General features: G+C 52.1%; 12 protein-coding genes and 1 pseudogene. 5 read left to right on the top strand and 8 right to left on the bottom strand.

From position 1 onward, the window contains the following. Positions 1 to 222: 222 nt before the first annotated feature. The 4 genes and pseudogenes from CX650_RS18420 to CX650_RS18395 all read right to left on the bottom strand — a co-directional run bounded on the left by CX650_RS18420 (position 223) and on the right by CX650_RS18395 (position 5,854). Positions 223 to 1,261: pseudogene (locus tag CX650_RS18420) on the bottom strand (IS630 family transposase). 1,607 nt (positions 1,262 to 2,868) lie between these two features. Next, entirely contained in the window at positions 2,869 to 3,876 is a 1,008-nt protein-coding gene (locus CX650_RS18405) for an ArsA family ATPase (protein ID WP_101096670.1), read from the bottom strand. Positions 3,877 to 3,902: 26 nt separating this feature from the next. Continuing rightward, positions 3,903 to 4,175 carry a cory-CC-star protein gene (locus tag CX650_RS18400; protein WP_025009799.1) on the bottom strand — a complete coding sequence of 91 codons (273 nt, stop codon included), beginning with the start codon at positions 4,173 to 4,175 and terminating at the stop codon, positions 3,903 to 3,905. After that, positions 4,175 to 5,854: a carbon starvation CstA family protein gene (locus CX650_RS18395; protein ID WP_039033918.1), complete on the bottom strand. Its 1,680-nt coding sequence runs from the start codon at positions 5,852 to 5,854 to the stop codon at positions 4,175 to 4,177. Before CX650_RS18395 ends, CX650_RS18400 begins: the two co-directional genes overlap by 1 nt. A gap of 396 nt (positions 5,855 to 6,250) precedes the next feature. On the opposite strand from CX650_RS18395, the gene CX650_RS18390 reads away from it, so the two are divergent. After that, positions 6,251 to 7,222 carry a nucleoside hydrolase gene (locus CX650_RS18390; RefSeq protein WP_101096669.1) on the top strand — a complete coding sequence of 324 codons (972 nt, stop codon included), beginning with the start codon at positions 6,251 to 6,253 and terminating at the stop codon, positions 7,220 to 7,222. 79 nt (positions 7,223 to 7,301) lie between these two features. Here CX650_RS18390 and CX650_RS18385 read toward each other — a convergent pair whose 3' ends face one another. From CX650_RS18385 to CX650_RS18375, 3 genes are all read right to left on the bottom strand, one after another. Further along, a complete protein-coding gene (locus tag CX650_RS18385) occupies positions 7,302 to 7,871 on the bottom strand; it encodes a DUF1415 domain-containing protein (protein ID WP_093982697.1) in 570 nt (189 codons plus the stop codon). Between the two features lie 138 nt (positions 7,872 to 8,009). Continuing rightward, positions 8,010 to 8,828 (bottom strand): DUF2797 domain-containing protein, encoded by an 819-nt coding sequence (locus tag CX650_RS18380; RefSeq protein ID WP_101096668.1) that lies wholly within the window; start codon positions 8,826 to 8,828, stop codon positions 8,010 to 8,012. Positions 8,829 to 8,958: 130 nt separating this feature from the next. Continuing rightward, positions 8,959 to 9,462, bottom strand: coding sequence for a glycine cleavage system transcriptional repressor (locus CX650_RS18375; RefSeq protein ID WP_101096667.1), 504 nt, complete (start codon positions 9,460 to 9,462; stop codon positions 8,959 to 8,961). 175 nt (positions 9,463 to 9,637) lie between these two features. Here CX650_RS18375 and CX650_RS18370 point away from each other — a divergent pair, with 175 nt between their 5' ends. From CX650_RS18370 to phoU, 4 genes are all read left to right on the top strand, one after another. After that, positions 9,638 to 11,896 carry an ABC transporter permease subunit gene (locus CX650_RS18370; RefSeq protein ID WP_101096666.1) on the top strand — a complete coding sequence of 753 codons (2,259 nt, stop codon included), beginning with the start codon at positions 9,638 to 9,640 and terminating at the stop codon, positions 11,894 to 11,896. A 62-nt stretch (positions 11,897 to 11,958) separates the two neighbouring features. After that, positions 11,959 to 13,614, top strand: coding sequence for a phosphate ABC transporter permease PstA (pstA, locus tag CX650_RS18365; RefSeq protein WP_101096665.1), 1,656 nt, complete (start codon positions 11,959 to 11,961; stop codon positions 13,612 to 13,614). A 32-nt stretch (positions 13,615 to 13,646) separates the two neighbouring features. Then, positions 13,647 to 14,465, top strand: a complete 819-nt coding sequence (pstB, locus tag CX650_RS18360; protein WP_025009812.1) for a phosphate ABC transporter ATP-binding protein PstB — start codon at positions 13,647 to 13,649, stop codon at positions 14,463 to 14,465. Between the two features lie 30 nt (positions 14,466 to 14,495). Then, positions 14,496 to 15,200 (top strand): phosphate signaling complex protein PhoU, encoded by a 705-nt coding sequence (phoU, locus tag CX650_RS18355; RefSeq protein WP_101096664.1) that lies wholly within the window; start codon positions 14,496 to 14,498, stop codon positions 15,198 to 15,200. 155 nt (positions 15,201 to 15,355) lie between these two features. Here phoU and CX650_RS18350 read toward each other — a convergent pair whose 3' ends face one another. Further along, positions 15,356 to 15,739 carry a VOC family protein gene (locus CX650_RS18350; protein ID WP_101096663.1) on the bottom strand — a complete coding sequence of 128 codons (384 nt, stop codon included), beginning with the start codon at positions 15,737 to 15,739 and terminating at the stop codon, positions 15,356 to 15,358. Between the last annotated feature and the right edge of the window lie 164 nt (positions 15,740 to 15,903).

Below are 15,903 nucleotides of genomic sequence, written 5' to 3'. Positions count from 1 at the left end.
ACTGGCCAGTTCCTGGAGTGAGGTGTTACTGCTGCAACTGTGTTCCAGAAACTGTCTGGCCCTATTCAGCTGGGGGGCTGCCTGGACAGCTGCAGCGGGCTTCAGCCGACCGTGACGCAGCATCAACAGGCTGAGGTTAAGGCATTCAACAAAGTCATAAGACTGGGTATGCCTGTTCGCCAGAAAATCTCGTAAAGCAGCTGAAAGCCTAAATAAGTGTTCCTAATTGTGCTCCACTTTCATGAGACCATGCCCGCCACCAGGGAATGGTGAAGCATGATCCATAAAATACTTAACCCGCTCCATCAACTTCCAGATGTTTTTGCACTGATGGTTTCGGGTAACGGTTTCATGTAGTGCGTGCCACAACTGCTCTATTTTGTTGACCCAAGGTGAGTAAACCGGCTGAAACAACAAGATAAACTTTGGGTTTTACTTGAGCCAAGCTTGAGTCTTTTTACTCTTGTGGATGATGTAGTTATCGATAATGAGCGTAATCGTTTGGGCTCGTCTGTACTGTCTTTTGAGCAATTTCAGCATTGAAAGAAATAGCATAGAATCTTTGCTGGAACTGGCGACATAACTGACTTTCCCCGTTCCTGTGTGTAGCGCACCTGCCAAGTATCGTTTGCTATTCTGTCCCGGCGTTGTCACTCGTTTTTGATGGCCTTTATGCATCCATTCTGCGCCGATTTTTGGATTGAGATGGATATCAACTTCATCTTCATAAAATACGGGATGGTTTATATTGCAACGCTTCAAAGCTGCCTTAATTTCCGCAAGCTTCTCATCTTTATGAGGATCTTTGATATGCAAGGCGGGAGCGGCTCTACGCCAAACAACGCCAAGTTTAGGCAACCACCGCCGAATCGTTGAGGGATGAACCTGCAGCGAAAATAAGCGGTTAACCTCAAGAGCTATTAATTCAGTACTCCAGCGGGAACGTTGGTATCCAAGCTCTTGGGGACAATTGAAGCAGTAGTTTGATTACACTCGTTATTTGTTGGAAAGGAAGCACACAGGAACGGCCTCTGGTTGAAGACTCCAGCCCCTCAATGCCACATTCAGTGTACCAACTGACCCATCTGTTGATTGAAGAACGCGCCGCAGCTATCAAGCCTGATACTTCAGTAACAGTACGTCCAGATGCCAACAAGAGAATGGCATTCAGGCGACGGCACTCGTCTTTATCTCTGGTTTTATACATCTTTTTTTGTATTCGACGTCTTTCAGAGCGGGTTGGTAATGTTAGAATCATGATCTCGGCTCGGTTTGTGTGAGTTGGTTGGTTTGGCGATTGATCAGATCGCTTGAATCGAGCCGAGTTCCTTCTATTTTCGAAACTCAGTGATCTACATTTAGGAACAGCTATTTAGTACTTCCATTATGGGAGGAACTATTGGGGTAATCGCTGGAGGAATTTTTGGGCCTGCAGGTATGGTTGCTGGAGGTTTTTTTGGTGCTACAACAGGGCAAAGGTTCGGTTTGGCAATGTGTTCGATGTTATAAGAGGGGAAGAGAAAAATGCAAGAATTAACAGTTAAAGATACAGAGATAGTGAATGGTGGAATAAATTCTGGAGTATGTTCAGCTGCAATTGTCTCAGGCTCTGCACTTGCCGGCGGCATAGCTGCTGGATACTTCTCTCTGGGTCTAGGGTTCACTGGTGGGGCATCGGCTGGTGCCTTTTTCGGAGGATTTGTAGCAGCTGCGGTGTGCTATAGATAATCTTATGGGAAGGGGGGAACCCCTTCCATTAACAGATAAAGTTAATTATGAAAGATATAAACTTATATATTATATTAGCGTATGTTTTACTTGTTTTTATTTTGATTTTCCCAATTGGCACTCTTTCTAAGATTGTAATTTTTATTGTAGGGCACGTTGTTATCTTGCTAGCTTACATTTTTAAAAGAGGTAAGTAGAAATTATGTTCTAGGATTTGCTAGTTTTTTAATGTTTTTATATATTGAGTTTTCTATAGCTTTAGGATTTTAGTATTCCTCTTGCGATATTTCAGTTTTTGAAAAAGTTAATGTTAGCTGTCGTTGTTATCCATTATTTCATAGGTTGTTTTTATTGGTAATATTAGTAATTGTTTTAGCCAGAGTTTACATGTCATACATTATTGAGTGTTGGAGGTGGAAATGAAGTGGTTAAGTAAAGTGAAGGTAGAAGATCTATTCCCTACAGAGTACGCTTTGGTGGATTCATTTGGGTTGAGCATAATTTTTAAGTTAATCATTTTTGTGGTAGCATTTTCTTGGCTTGGTTTTATTCTTTTTGTTATTGTAAAGTTGTTTTTAAATTAATATGATTACTGCTGAAGTTGAATTCGCGGTGGGTTCTATCACGAAAGGAAACGCTTATTCTCAGTAATGCAACGATTAAATTAGTTAGCGGAGGAGGACTCTCCTCAGCAGGATATAAGATGTTAAAATTTATTTTAATCGGGTTTGTAGTGGTAGGTTTAACTATAATAGGCTTTAGGCATAAACTAGATTTTAGAACGAACACAAAAGGTTTATTTTTAGGGTTTTTATTTATTTCCATTGGATTAACTTTAATACTAAATAACTGATCCTATTTGTGCTGCATCTTGCTGAACTATTGTGGCGCAAGAGTTTCCGGATATGTGATCCTGAAGCCCACCTCATTAGGCTGGTGTTCTAACTGCGTCAAGTTACTACTTGGAGACGATATCGGTTCAGTGATCTACTTTTGGAGCAGTTATTTAGTTTGTTAGTGTTTTTTCTTTGTGGATTTCTTCATAAATTAACCATCATCTGTTGCCAATAGAAATTCTCGATTTAGGAAAGGGAACAGGCAAAGCTTTGGAGGCAAGTTTGGTTGAACAAATAAGAGAATTTACAGCCCGGCTTTGGCCAGTTCGGTCGCCATCTGTTCAAGGCCGCTCAGGCCCTGGATATCGGTTTCCTTGAGTGGCAGTCGAAAGCGGCGCAGTTTGCTAAAGTTTGCGTCTATCTCTTCGAGGTGCACGGCTTCCTGCTGACGGCGTTTGGCAAGAAAGCTGCCGTCGGCTTCGGGTGGCAGCAACCGATTGATTACCAAACCTGCCAGCGGTAACTGCTCGGCCTGCAAACTGGCCACGGCGCGGCGGGTTTCCAGAATAGGCAGCTTTTCTGCGGTCAGGACAAACAGCAGCCCTGTTTGCTGCGGATCTTTAATCAGCTCACGGGTGCGCTGCAGCAGCCGTTGGCGGGCCAGTAAGGTTTCTGCTATGGCCTTGTTGCGCGGCGCCATTCCGGCTGTGGCGTGCTCGGCCGGATCGTCGAAGGGGTTATCGACATCACGGCCCCGCCCGGGTGTCAGATGCGACAGCATGGCGCCGAGCTTTTCTGATTTCTGATTGGCGCTCAGCATACCTTGGGTCCAGGCGGCCATCGCCTCAGGAAGGCTCAGTAGCCTAAGCGTATGGCCGGTGGGCGCGGTATCAAAAATGATCAGATCGTATTCACCGAGGCCGCTTTCCAGGGTCTTGGCAATCCGCTCCAGCAAGGCGGCTTCCTGGGCACCGGGAGACTGTCGGGTGAGACGCATCTGCCGCTCAATTTCAGCAAACATCTCCGGGCGGGTAAAACTTTTCAACTGTTGGCTGACCCGGTCGAGATGTTGGCGCACTTCCTCATCCGGGTCGATTTCCAGTGCATCCAGATTGGGTGCCAGCCGGGTGTAGTGATCGCCTATCTGCTTGGCAAAGGCATCGCTCAGGCTGTGGGCCGGATCTGTGGACACCAAAAGGACTTTCTTGCCGCGTCCGGCCGCCAACAGGGCCAGTGAGGAGGAGACAGTGGTCTTGCCGACACCGCCTTTGCCACCCACCCACAGAATACGTTTGTCGGTCAGCTGCGCCATAGCCCGTCCTTAATTAACATCTTGTTTCAACAGCATCTGAACTGATCCAGCGGTGAGTGGGGCATACCCATACGCAGGTGCCAGTCATGGAACTTTTCCAGCATCAAGGGCTGCAGCTCCAGAGTGTAGTAACTGGCCGGGTTGGGTACCCCCATCATTTCGGAGAAGATCAGCAGCATAAAGAGATCGTCCTGCTCCCTGCGGGCGCGGGCGACTGCCGAGCGAAAAGGGGCGTTATACGCCTCTTCCGCCAGGTGGCTCAGGTCTTTGACCAATGCCTTGATCTTCGCCAGCTTCATCAGTCGTTCTCCGCTGCGGTTTTACGCGCCTTGAGCGAGCGGCTCAACGTGGCACTGCACTCCAGTGAAATGACTATGGCGGCGATCAGTACCACCAAGTCCAGAGTGAACAGGAACCAATCCTGCTTGTCGTAGAAGCCCTTGAGCTGAATAAGTAGGCCCATGGTGGTCATCACCAGCAGGAAGATAAGCGGAGCCAGGGTATACCACATGGGGCGACCCAGTTTCACCAGCATCACTGTGATTACCAGCAGTGTCAGGCCAGCCAGCAACTGGTTGGTGGTGCCAAACAGCGGCCAGATCAGCATGCCACCCGAGCCGTCACCGCCGGCACCGAAGGCCAGCAGCAAGCAGGTACCCACGGCCAGCAGAGTGGCGACGGCGCCATTTTGCATCCAGTTGAGGTTATAGATGCTGCCCCATTCCTGGAAGATGTAACGCTGTAGCCGTAAGCCTGTGTCCATAGTGGTACCGGCAAACAGCACTACCATTACTGTCAGCAGGGTTTGCGCCATGGTTTCATCCATGCCTATCCCGGATTCGAGGATATTGGCTCCGCCCTTGATAAAGGCACTGACGCCCCCTTGACCAAAGGCGTGATAGATGGCCTGCCAGTCGGCCAGAGTCGCAAAACCCGCAGTGGCGGCTATGATGGCGGCCAGTGCCAGAGAGCCTTCGCCTATGGCGCCAAAGTAGCCGACAAAACGCACATCCGGCTCTTTATCCAGTTGTTTTGAGGTGGTTCCGCTGGAAACCAGGCCGTGGAAGCCGGAAATCGCACCGCAGGCAATGGTGACGAACAGCAGCGGCACCAAGGATGGAGTGCCTTCGGGTACATCGGTATTAAAGGCCGGCGCCACTATATCAGGCGCGCCCAGAAGCACGGCGCCGTAGAGCAAGCCTAAGCCGATAAACAGCTGAATACCATTGATATAGTCCCGCGGTTGCAGCAGCATCCATACCGGCAGCAGCGAGGCGATGGCGGCATAGACAAACAGCAGGATGATCCAGCTCTGGTTATCCGACAGCGGCCCCAGGGTTTCCGGCAATGCCAGCGGCATGGACGGGCCGATATAAATGAGTGCGTACAGTGCCGCCACGCCGATAATGGACACCACCAAGAGGTTGATAAGACGGCGGTAGATTAGCTGACCTATGATGAGAGCCACCACAATGGCGCCCCAAACCGGCAGGGTGGCGCTGGGGAAGTTGATCAGCTGCTTGGCAATGACAACGGCAAACACGGCGTTAACCATGAGCAACACTAAAAATATCACCACCATAAAGATGCTGCGGGCCCGCTCGCCGATAACATCACCCGTGACCGCACCTATGGATTTGGCTTTGTTGCGGTTACTGGCCCAGATGGCGCCGGCATCGTGCACCCCGGCAAAGAAGATGGTGCCGAACACCACCCAGAGGAAGGCCGGCACCCAGCCCCAGATAACGGCAATGGCCGGGCCGATAATCGGCGCAGCTCCGGCCACTGAGGTGAAGTGGTGGCCCCAAAGCACATATTTATTGGTGGGCACATAGTCGATACCATCCTGCATCTCATGTGCAGGTGTCACGAAGTTGGGATCGACTTTGAAGATTTTTTCGCAGATGAATTTTGAATAGACAAAATAGCCGGCCGCCATCGCGCCCAGGCCCATTAACATCAACAGCACAGCATTCATGGGACACCTCTTGTTGTTGTTTTGATGTATTGATGTTAATGGAAGGTGGTTGTTGCTGATATCAGACTAAAGTCCTATTTGGTCGCGGCTGTCAATAACAGCATTTTTGCTGTAGGCGTTTGTCTGCAAAGTAATAATTGCCCGTAATATCGCGGTAGTTCTTGTTTCTTTATTGCGTGTTTCGCTGCTTACAAGGACTTTCAAGCTTATCCGGATGAGAGCCAAATAGGGTAGTGATTACCTTAAGTGAACAGATACTGTTCTTTCTCTACCGTTTTTGCTATTTCGCGTGGCATTATGGAGCGCATAGCGCCAGATTTGGCGCTAGAATGGCTCGGTGCTACCGGTTGGTTGTGGCACAGATAATATCAATAACATCGCAAAGGAAGCTGGATTGTGACGAAGAAAATTATCCTGGATACAGATCCCGGTATTGATGATGCTATGGCAATTCTGTTTGCCGAAGGCCATGCAGCTGTGGATCTTATCGGTATCACCACAATATTTGGCAACGCCACCATTGAAAACAGCACTAGTAATGCACTGTATCTGAAACAGAAATATGGCATGAAGGCAGACGTGTCCATGGGAGCGGATAAGCCGTTGTCGCGCCCTCCTGTTGGCCCTACCACTATAGTTCATGGTGAAACCGGTTTTGGCGATCTGCAAGTCAATGCCGCCGATGTCAGTCTGAGCGCCGATCCCCGTCCGGCTTGGCAATATATTGTCGAGCAGCTCAAGGCGCAACCGGGGGAGATCACTCTGGTGGCTGTTGGGCCTCTGACCAATCTGGCACTGGCACTGCAGCATGAACCCGGGATCACCAAATTGGTAAAGGAAGTGGTGGTCATGGGTGGAGCCTTCGGGGTTAATGGCCATCAGGGCAATGTCAGTCCTTTCGCCGAAGCCAATATCCATGATGATCCTGAAGCGGCCGATATCGTATTTACCGCCGACTGGCCCGTGGTGATTATCGGTCTGGATGTGACCCATGAGAGTTTCTTTACGCCCGAGTATCTGGATAAGCTGCGCGATGAAGCCGGTGAGCCGGGACGCTTTATTCACCAGATAAGCCGTTTCTATCTCGACTTTTACCAGCGTAGCCTGGGGATTTCCGGCTGCCACGTGCATGACCCCTCGGCCATTGCCTATGTGATTGACCCCAGTCTGTTTACCCTGAGAAAGGGGCCTGTACGGGTGGTTTGCTCCGGACCGGCCATTGGTCACACAATGCAGAAAACCTATGAGCGGCGCCATCCCCACGATGATTGGAGTGATATGCCGCCGCAGAGTGTTGGGGTAGGGGTACGCGATGAGGCTTTGCTTGAGCTTTATCGCAACACTCTGATAGATTTCGGTCGTCGGTAATTATCTTCCAGGATCACCGTTTCGGCTTATTTGTGCAATTTGGCCGAAACGGTACCCCTGGGCATTTATTCTTTACCACTCATGGCTTGCGGCTCAGGCAGTTTTGCAGCAGTTTGGCGAAGAATTCGCTGCCCTTGCGGCGGGCAAAGGCGATGTTGCGCTCGGGAATCGACTCAGGATCATCATATTCGGCCAGGGCCTGTTCCATACTGGCTTCACGTATGATGTGCAGAGTTGGATAGGGCGCTCTGTTGGTATAGTTGGCGGCATCATCCTGGGCCTCCCCTTCGAAACAATAGTCGGGGTGAAAGCTGGCCAACTGGTAAACCCCTTCATAACCTTCTTCGAATAACAGCTGCTCGGCAAAGGCCAACAGATCCAGATAGAGGTGAAAGCCTTCAAAGCCCCTCGGCAGAATGAACAGGCTGGTTTCCGCTTGTGGGTGCTCATCCAGATATTGGCACTCGTCCAGCAACGCCTGCAAGGCAGTATCCATGCGGCTTTCTTCGCAAACTGTGTAACGAATCGAGTCGCGCTCGACTTCCCGTCTGGCGAAGGGGCAGATGTTGTACTTCATGATCACCTCCTTGACCCAAGCCTGGGTCTGGGCGGCGATAGTCTGGGATCCCATCATGGAGTCTGTGGCCATATTCTGCTCTGTCTCTGTGTAAGGGCGTTATTGGCGGCCATCATAGGCAGCCTCTGGGGTACTGGCAAGCACCAAAGGTACTGAGCAATCAAACGGCGCCCATTCCAGCGGCGCCGTTTGTTTGCTCAAATTAAAAAATCAGTAGCTGACTTCCACTTCATAAGAGGTAAATTTGCGGATATTGATTACTCCGGTATCGAAAAGCAGGTACTGCCCCTTGATGCCCATCAGAGTGCCGCTGACAACGGCTTCTTTATCAAAGTTATGGGACTTGATCTTCTTGGGAAACTCACTGACCGGGTAGTGAATTTGCGTCTCTGTCTCGGTCAATCTCTCTATCTTGTAATCACCGCGGCTCATTGCCAGCTCGTGCAAGCGGGTTTCGATACTCGGCAATAGCGTTTCGGCCTTGGCCTTGAGATCTATCTCGTTGTTGTTGCCCTTGAGCATCGCCTGCCAGTTGGTCTTGTCGGCAATCAGTTTGGCCAGTTCGACTTCGATAAGGCCGGAAAGCTGCCTGCTGCTGACCTTGAATATCGGCAGCCCCTGGGTGGCTCCCTGATCCAGCCAGCGGGTGGGCAACTGGGTGTGGCGGGTAATGCCGACCTTTATTCCCGAGGTATTGGACAGGTAAACATAGTGGGGCACCATGCAATGGGTGTCACCCCATTCGGGTTCGCGGCAGGTTCCCTGATCATAGTGGCAGGTTTCCGGTTTCATCACGCAGAGATCGCAGCTGGCGAGTTTCTGCATACAGACATAACAGTGGCCCTGGGAGTAACTCTTCTTGGTCTTCTTACCGCAGTTGCAGCAGAAGATGTTACCCGTGTGACTCAGGGTTAAACTCTTGCCTATCAAAGGGTTCAACGCCAGGCGCTGTTCAGCCACTCTGAGGGTGTATTGTGCCAGATGGTTCTCGTCTAGGGCGACGGCCATCTTATCCAGTGTTCCAAGCATAACGACAAAACTCTGTTCTTGTGATTTTCGCCAGTGTATCAGTTTTCCTAACAGGAATTATCGATTGCACATCGGTTGCTGCTTTTGCAGGCACTCAAGAGTCAGAGGTCGGGTAGCTGCGGTATCGGGCTCAGGTCAGATTCAGCTTATCCAGTACCAGATCATCACCTATGCAGTAGAGGGATTCGGTCAGGCGCTCCTCCTGCATAGGGTCGGTCAATCCCAGGCTGATGGTGGCCCGAAACAGGGCGATGCCGGTATGGCCCGCGGTTTCAAACTTGCTGCTGAATTGCTCGATATTGATGCCCAGGGCATTGATCCTGTTGGAAATGTCCAGCACCAGCCCGGGCCTGTCGTAGGCCACCAGGTTAAAACTCAGGCGTTTGATATATTTCTGCTGCTGGCCGGCCCTGGCACTGGTGAGCGCCATACCATCTATGCACTCCAGGGCATCGAGCAGGTCATCCCAGTGTTCGCTGGGAACCTCAAGCAGCAAAATAGCGGCAAAAATCCCGTCTATATGACGTAATTCCGAGTCGAGCCAATTGCCGCCGTGGCGGCTGACCGCATGGGCAATCTGCTCAACCAATCCTTTTCTGTCAGGGACTTGCAGTGTGATAAGGTAACGAAGCATGGTAGACAGACTCCTGAATAATGTTAAAAAAAGCTATGTAACACTATTGTCATTTTTGCGTCATATAATCCCAGCCACTCGATAAGAGATGGTCTTACCTGGGTTGGCCGAAACGCAATAACGTACGGTTAATTCGGTAAAAAAGCCTAACAGCTATTAATAATAGAGGTTCTTAATGGAAAGTCAGGTCATTCAGCCTGCTTCTGCGTCGAAAGATCTGTTGGTGAGCAAGGGCTCCGGCCGCAGAGCCTTCAAGGATAAGGCCGCGCAGATAGGGGTAACAGTGGGCGGAACCATGGTGTTCGTCGCCCTTTTGTTGATCTTTTTCTATCTGCTTTACGTGATTAAGCCGGTGTTTGACGGCGCCAGTGTTGAACCCGTCACCGAAGTGAGCCTGCCGGCCAGTTCAGACAAGACGCTGATGGTGGGCAGTGACGAGCAAAATGAACTGCTCTATCGGGTCGGTGACCAAGGCGTGGTGGATTTCTTCAGGGTCAAAGGCGAACAGCAGCACCAACAGGTGAAACTGCCTGTGCCAGATTCGAGCAAAGTGGTCAGCAGCGCAGTCAGTGCCCCAAGCCAGCAGTTGTTTGCCCTCGGACTGGATAACGGTCAACTCTTATTGGCCGGGGTCGAGTTTGGTGTCAGCTATCCCAATAACCAGCGCCTGATCACTCCCAAGGTTAAGTATCCACTGGGGGAGTCGGCACTGACGGTTGCCGAGGATGGCTCGCCACTCAAGAATCTCGCCTTCGGCTATAGCTCGGAGAGCATGAGCTTTGCCTACCAGGACAGCCAGAATCGCTGGCAGCTGACCAAGATGGTCGGCGAAGAGAACATGATGACAGAGGAAGTGGAGTGGAACACACAAACCATGCCACTGCCGGATGCGCCTTCCCGTACTGAACATCAACTCATGACCCCGGATCAGCGCCAACTGCTGCTGCAGTCCGGCAGCAAAATTTTTGTCTACAACATTCAATATGTGGATGAAATCTCGCTGCAACAGGTGATAGATGTCGAGAAAGCCAAGGCCAAGGTCACCAGTTTGAGCCTGCTGGCGGGCGCCAGTTCACTGCTGGTAGGCTACGACAGCGGTGTGGTGGCCCAGTATTTTCAGGTGGCCAGCGACCGCGGACGTGTCTATCAGGAGATCCGCGAGTTTAGCGGTTTGGGTAAGGTGGACACCATAGCCTCTGAGTTCTACCGTAAGAGCTTTGCCACAGTAAGCCCCGAGGGTGAACTGTCTTTGCTTTACACCACGAGTGAGCGCGAGCTGTTCGACAAGAAGTTCGATCTCAAGGCGCCGGGTGTTATGGGCTTCAGCCCCCGCTCCAATGCCTTAATCATTGAAGATGGTAGCAAGCTGCACCTGTACGCGGTTGATAACGACCACCCGGAAGTTTCCTGGAGCGCCCTGTGGAACAAGGTATGGTATGAAGGTTACCCTGAGCCGCAGTTTGTCTGGCAGTCCACTTCCGGCTCGGATGATTTTGAAGCCAAGCTCAGCCTGATGCCGCTGGCATTCGGTACGCTCAAGGCGGCGTTCTATGCCATGCTGTTTGCCGTTCCTCTGGCGATTGCCGGCGCCATCTATACCGCCTATTTCATGTCGCCCAAGGTGCGCAGCATAGTCAAGCCTACCATTGAAATCATGGAAGCCCTGCCCACAGTGATCCTCGGTTTCCTGGCCGGTCTCTGGCTGGCACCGCTGATTGAAGAGCATCTGCCCGGCATTCTGGCCTTGCTGCTGCTGTTGCCGATAAGCATAGTGACCAGTGCCTATGCCTGGTCCAAGCTGCCGGGTCGCATCAAGGCGATACTGCCGGAAACCTATCAGGAACTGATGCTGATCCCGGTTATCTGTTTTGTCGGTTGGTTCTCTTTTACCATCAGCCCGGCAATCGAAGTGGCCTTCTTCCACGGCGACACCCGCCAGTTCATCACCAATGAGCTGGGGATCACCTTCGATCAGCGTAATGCGCTGGTGGTGGGAATTGCCATGGGCTTTGCCGTCATTCCAACCATCTTCTCCATTGCCGAAGACGCCATCTTCTCTGTGCCGCGTCACCTGTCGAACGGCAGCCTGGCCTTGGGAGCGACCCCCTGGCAGACCCTGACCCGGGTAGTGCTGCTGACCGCAAGCCCGGGGATATTCTCGGCAGTCATGATGGGCCTTGGCCGCGCCGTGGGTGAAACCATGATTGTACTCATGGCCACGGGGAACACCGCCATCATGGAGTGGAGCGTGTTTGAAGGGATGCGGACCCTGGCGGCCAATATCGCGGTGGAAATGCCGGAGTCGGCCATCGGCAGCTCCCATTACCGGGTATTGTTCCTCGCAGCCTTTGTGCTCTTTATCTTTACCTTCCTGTTCAACACTGTGGCCGAAGTGGTACGTCAGCGTCTGCGCGACCGCTACAGCTCACTGTAACGGGAGATAAATTATGAATAGAACACTAGATGTTTCGCCAATCACCTTAAGGGGTTTGTGCAATGGGTAAGTGGTTTAAATCAGGCTCTCCCTGGATCTGGATGACAGGGGGCGCCGTTAGCCTGAGTTTGATTGCGGTGTTGGGGCTATTGTTACTCATCGCCTGGCGTGGCCTGAGCTATTTCTGGCCCGCGGATATCTATCAGTGGGAGATGCAGGATGACAAAGGCCAGCGCTACACCCTGATAGGAGAGCTGTACGACAGAGAAGAAGTGCCGACCGAGCGGTTGAAATCCGCCGGTTATCACTTCAACTCAGAGCCGGGTGAGTTTGTGACCCGTTATCTGGTCAAGACGGGTAACCGTGAGTTTGTCGGCCTGGATTTCCGCTGGATTCTGGAGACAGATATTGTGTCGCGCTCCACCCCGGAAGGCTTGGCCATGATAGAGCGTACCAAGAACGGTAACTTCTACGGCTACCCTGTGGCCGTGATTGAGAAGGGCCAGCGGCTGGAGCTCGGCGGCGATGTGCAGAACTCACTCGAGGAGCATATCGAGCGCGCAGTGGACCTGGCCGATCAGGCGATGACACTGCAGAAGCAGGATATAGGCGCGGTTAACTATGAGCTCGAACGTCTGCGCCTTAAAGAGCGTGGCTATGAGCTTGACAATGCCCTGACGCCTGAGCGCAAGGCCGAGCTTGAGTCCAAGCGTCAACAACTGGATCAGCATTATCAAGGGTTGGAAAAGCAGCTGTTTTCTCTGCGTGAGCAAGCCGGGCGCGACTCTGTGATAGTACGCGACATGCGCGGCGAAGAAGTGACCCTCAGCTTGGATTCGGTGCTCGATGTCAGCTATGTCAACCGCATGGGCTTTATCGACAAGGTTGGCCACTGGTTTGTTGGTCTGGGACGCTTTATCAGTGACGATCCCCGCGAAGCCAACACAGAGGGCGGGGTGTTTCCGGCGATTTTCGGCACAGTATTCATGGTGTTGTTGATGGCCGTGATAGTGACACCATTCGGTGTGGTGGCCGCCATCTATCTGCACGAATACGCCAAGAAAGGGCCGATCACCAAGATGATACGTATCGCGGTGATCAACCTCGCCGGTGTGCCTTCGATTGTGTACGGGGTGTTTGGTCTGGGCTTCTTTGTCTATATGTTGGGGGGCTCGCTGGATCAGCTGTTCTATCCAGAGGCGTTGCCGTCGCCCACCTTTGGCTCTCCCGGGGTTATCTGGTCGGCACTGACTTTGGCGATTCTGACCCTGCCTGTGGTGATAGTTTCCACCGAAGAAGGCTTGTCACGTATTCCAAGCTCAGTGCGTCAAGGCAGCCTGGCACTGGGGGCCACCAAGGCCGAAACCCTGTGGCGGATTATTATCCCCATGGCCAGCCCGGCGATTATGACAGGGCTTATTCTGGCTGTTGCCCGCGCCGCCGGCGAAGTGGCACCCTTGATGCTGGTGGGGGTGGTCAAGTTGGCGCCTACCTTGCCTGTGGATATGAATTTCCCCTTCGTGCATCTTGAGCGTAAGTTCATGCACCTCGGGTTCCATATTTATGATGTCGGTTTCCAGAGCCCCAACGTAGAAGCTGCCAGGCCTTTGGTCTATGCCACCTCGTTCCTTTTGGTCTCTGTGATCGTGGCACTCAACCTGACGGCTATCAGCGTGCGCAACCATCTGCGTGAAAAGTACCGCTCGCTTGAACACTAATTGACGATTATCCTGAAGTGATAGGACAGAATATGATTTCGATAGACTCATCGGTAATGAATACTGAGACGCTGGATCTGGCGAACCTGCCTGCCGAAGAGACGGCGCTGGAGATCCGTAACCTGGATTTGCGCTATGGTGACAAGCAGGCGCTGTTTGATGTTTCCATGAAGATCCCCAAGAAGAAGGTCACCGCCTTCATCGGCCCCAGTGGTTGCGGTAAGTCCACCTTGCTGCGCTGTATCAACCGGATGAACGATCTGGTGGATAACTGCCATATCGACGGGGAGATTTTGCTCCATGGCCAAAATATCTACGACAAGAAAGTCGATGTCGCGGCGCTGAGACGCAATGTGGGCATGGTGTTCCAGCGTCCCAATCCTTTCCCCAAGTCCATTTATGAAAATGTCGTCTATGGCCTGCGCCTGCAGGGCGTGAGTAACCGCCGTGAGCTGGATGAGGCCTGTGAACGTTCACTGCGCGGCGCCGCCATCTGGGACGAGGTGAAAGACAGATTGCATGACAACGCCTTCGGGCTATCCGGTGGTCAGCAGCAGCGTCTGGTGATTGCCCGGGCGATAGCCATTGAGCCTGAAGTCTTGCTGCTCGATGAGCCAACTTCGGCACTGGATCCTATCTCGACCCTGACTATCGAAGAGCTGATCACCGAGCTCAAGTCCAAGTACACAGTGGTGATAGTGACGCACAACATGCAGCAGGCGGCCAGGGTATCGGATCAGACTGCCTTTATGTATATGGGCGAGCTGATCGAGTACTCGGATACCAACACTATCTTTACCACGCCAAAACAGAGTAAGACCGAAGATTATATTACCGGCCGCTACGGTTGATAAACGCTGCGTCCGAGCAAGGGGAAGCAAATGGAAAACAAGAACCTGAATAAACATATCTCAGGCCAGTTCAATGCCGAGCTGGAAGATATCCGCAACCGGGTGCTGGCCATGGGCGGTATGGTGGAGCGGCAGTTGGAACAGGCGCTGGATGCCCTGGGCAGCCTGGATACCGAGTTGGCGCAGAAGGTGATCGAGGGCGATCACAAGGTCAACGGCATGGAGGTGATGATAGATGAAGAGTGTACTCGCATCATTGCCAAGCGCCAGCCGGCGGCCAGCGACTTGCGTCTGGTGATAGCCATCTCCAAGACGATTGCCGATCTTGAGCGCATCGGCGATGCCTGTGTGCGTATCGCCAAGGCGGCACAGGAGAAGCGCAGCAATAATCAGCAGCCGCTGCTGGTCAGCATTGAGTCCATGGGGCGTCATGCCACCCGCATGTTGAATTCGACCCTGGATGCGCTGGCGCGGATGGACGCCGAGTCGGCGTTGGAGCTGCATAAGGAAGATGCCAAGTTGGACAAGGAATATGAAGGCATCATTCGCCAACTGATGACTTATATGATGGAAGACCCCCGCTCTATCCCCGGCGTGCTGGATGTGCTCTGGGCTGCCCGTGCAGTTGAACGGGTAGGGGACCGCTGCAAAAACATCTGTGAGTACGTGATTTATTACGTAAAAGGCAAAGACGTACGTCATGTCTCCTACGAGGAGATGGAAAAAGAGCTGTAAGCTCTTATCCGGAAGACTCTGTGAAAGCCGCTTACATTCAAGCGGCTTTTTTGTCGCTGTTTGGGGCGGTGCAGCCCGGTAGGCTGCACCGCGCGGTCAACAGAGCACTTAGTCAACGGAGCTCTTGGTCAACCCCTGCTTAGTCAAAACGCAGCCTAGTCAACGCGATATTCTGCCAGCTCGATCAGGTTACCGTCAGGATCGCGAATATAGACTGAATCTATCGGGCCTGTGGCGCCGGTACGGGCGACGGGACCTTCTTCGATGTCAATTCCCACGGCACTGAGATGTGCCATAGTATCCATGAGTGAACCACAGGTGATAAAACACAAGTCCGCCGAACCACTTTGGGCTTTGGCGGCATTGGGGTAATATTCGCGGCCAAGTTGGTGCAGGTTGATTTTCTGATCGCCAAATTGCAGCGCCGTTCTGTTATCGGCAAAGGTTTGGCGTTTCATGCCCAATTTTTGGTAGAAGGCGACACTCTGCTCTATGTCGCGGACGGTCAACACCAGGTGGTCCAGTCGGGTTACGCGCATGCTGTTATTCTCCTTATCGCGCCCGAGAGACCCTGCGGCCTTTCGGGGTAATGCACAACATTTTGCTATCGATTTGCGTCTCTGTCAGGATACAGAGTTGAGCGCCTGTTGGGGAAGGGGCAGCCGAGAAACCTTCCTTTGAGCCTCTGTCCTGTGCCTTATAC

The organism is Shewanella indica, assembly GCF_002836975.1.
In the GTDB taxonomy this organism is placed as follows: Bacteria; Pseudomonadota; Gammaproteobacteria; order Enterobacterales; family Shewanellaceae; genus Shewanella; species Shewanella indica.
Note: the sequence above shows the minus strand (reverse complement) of the source record. Positions and strands in the feature narration are given on the sequence as shown.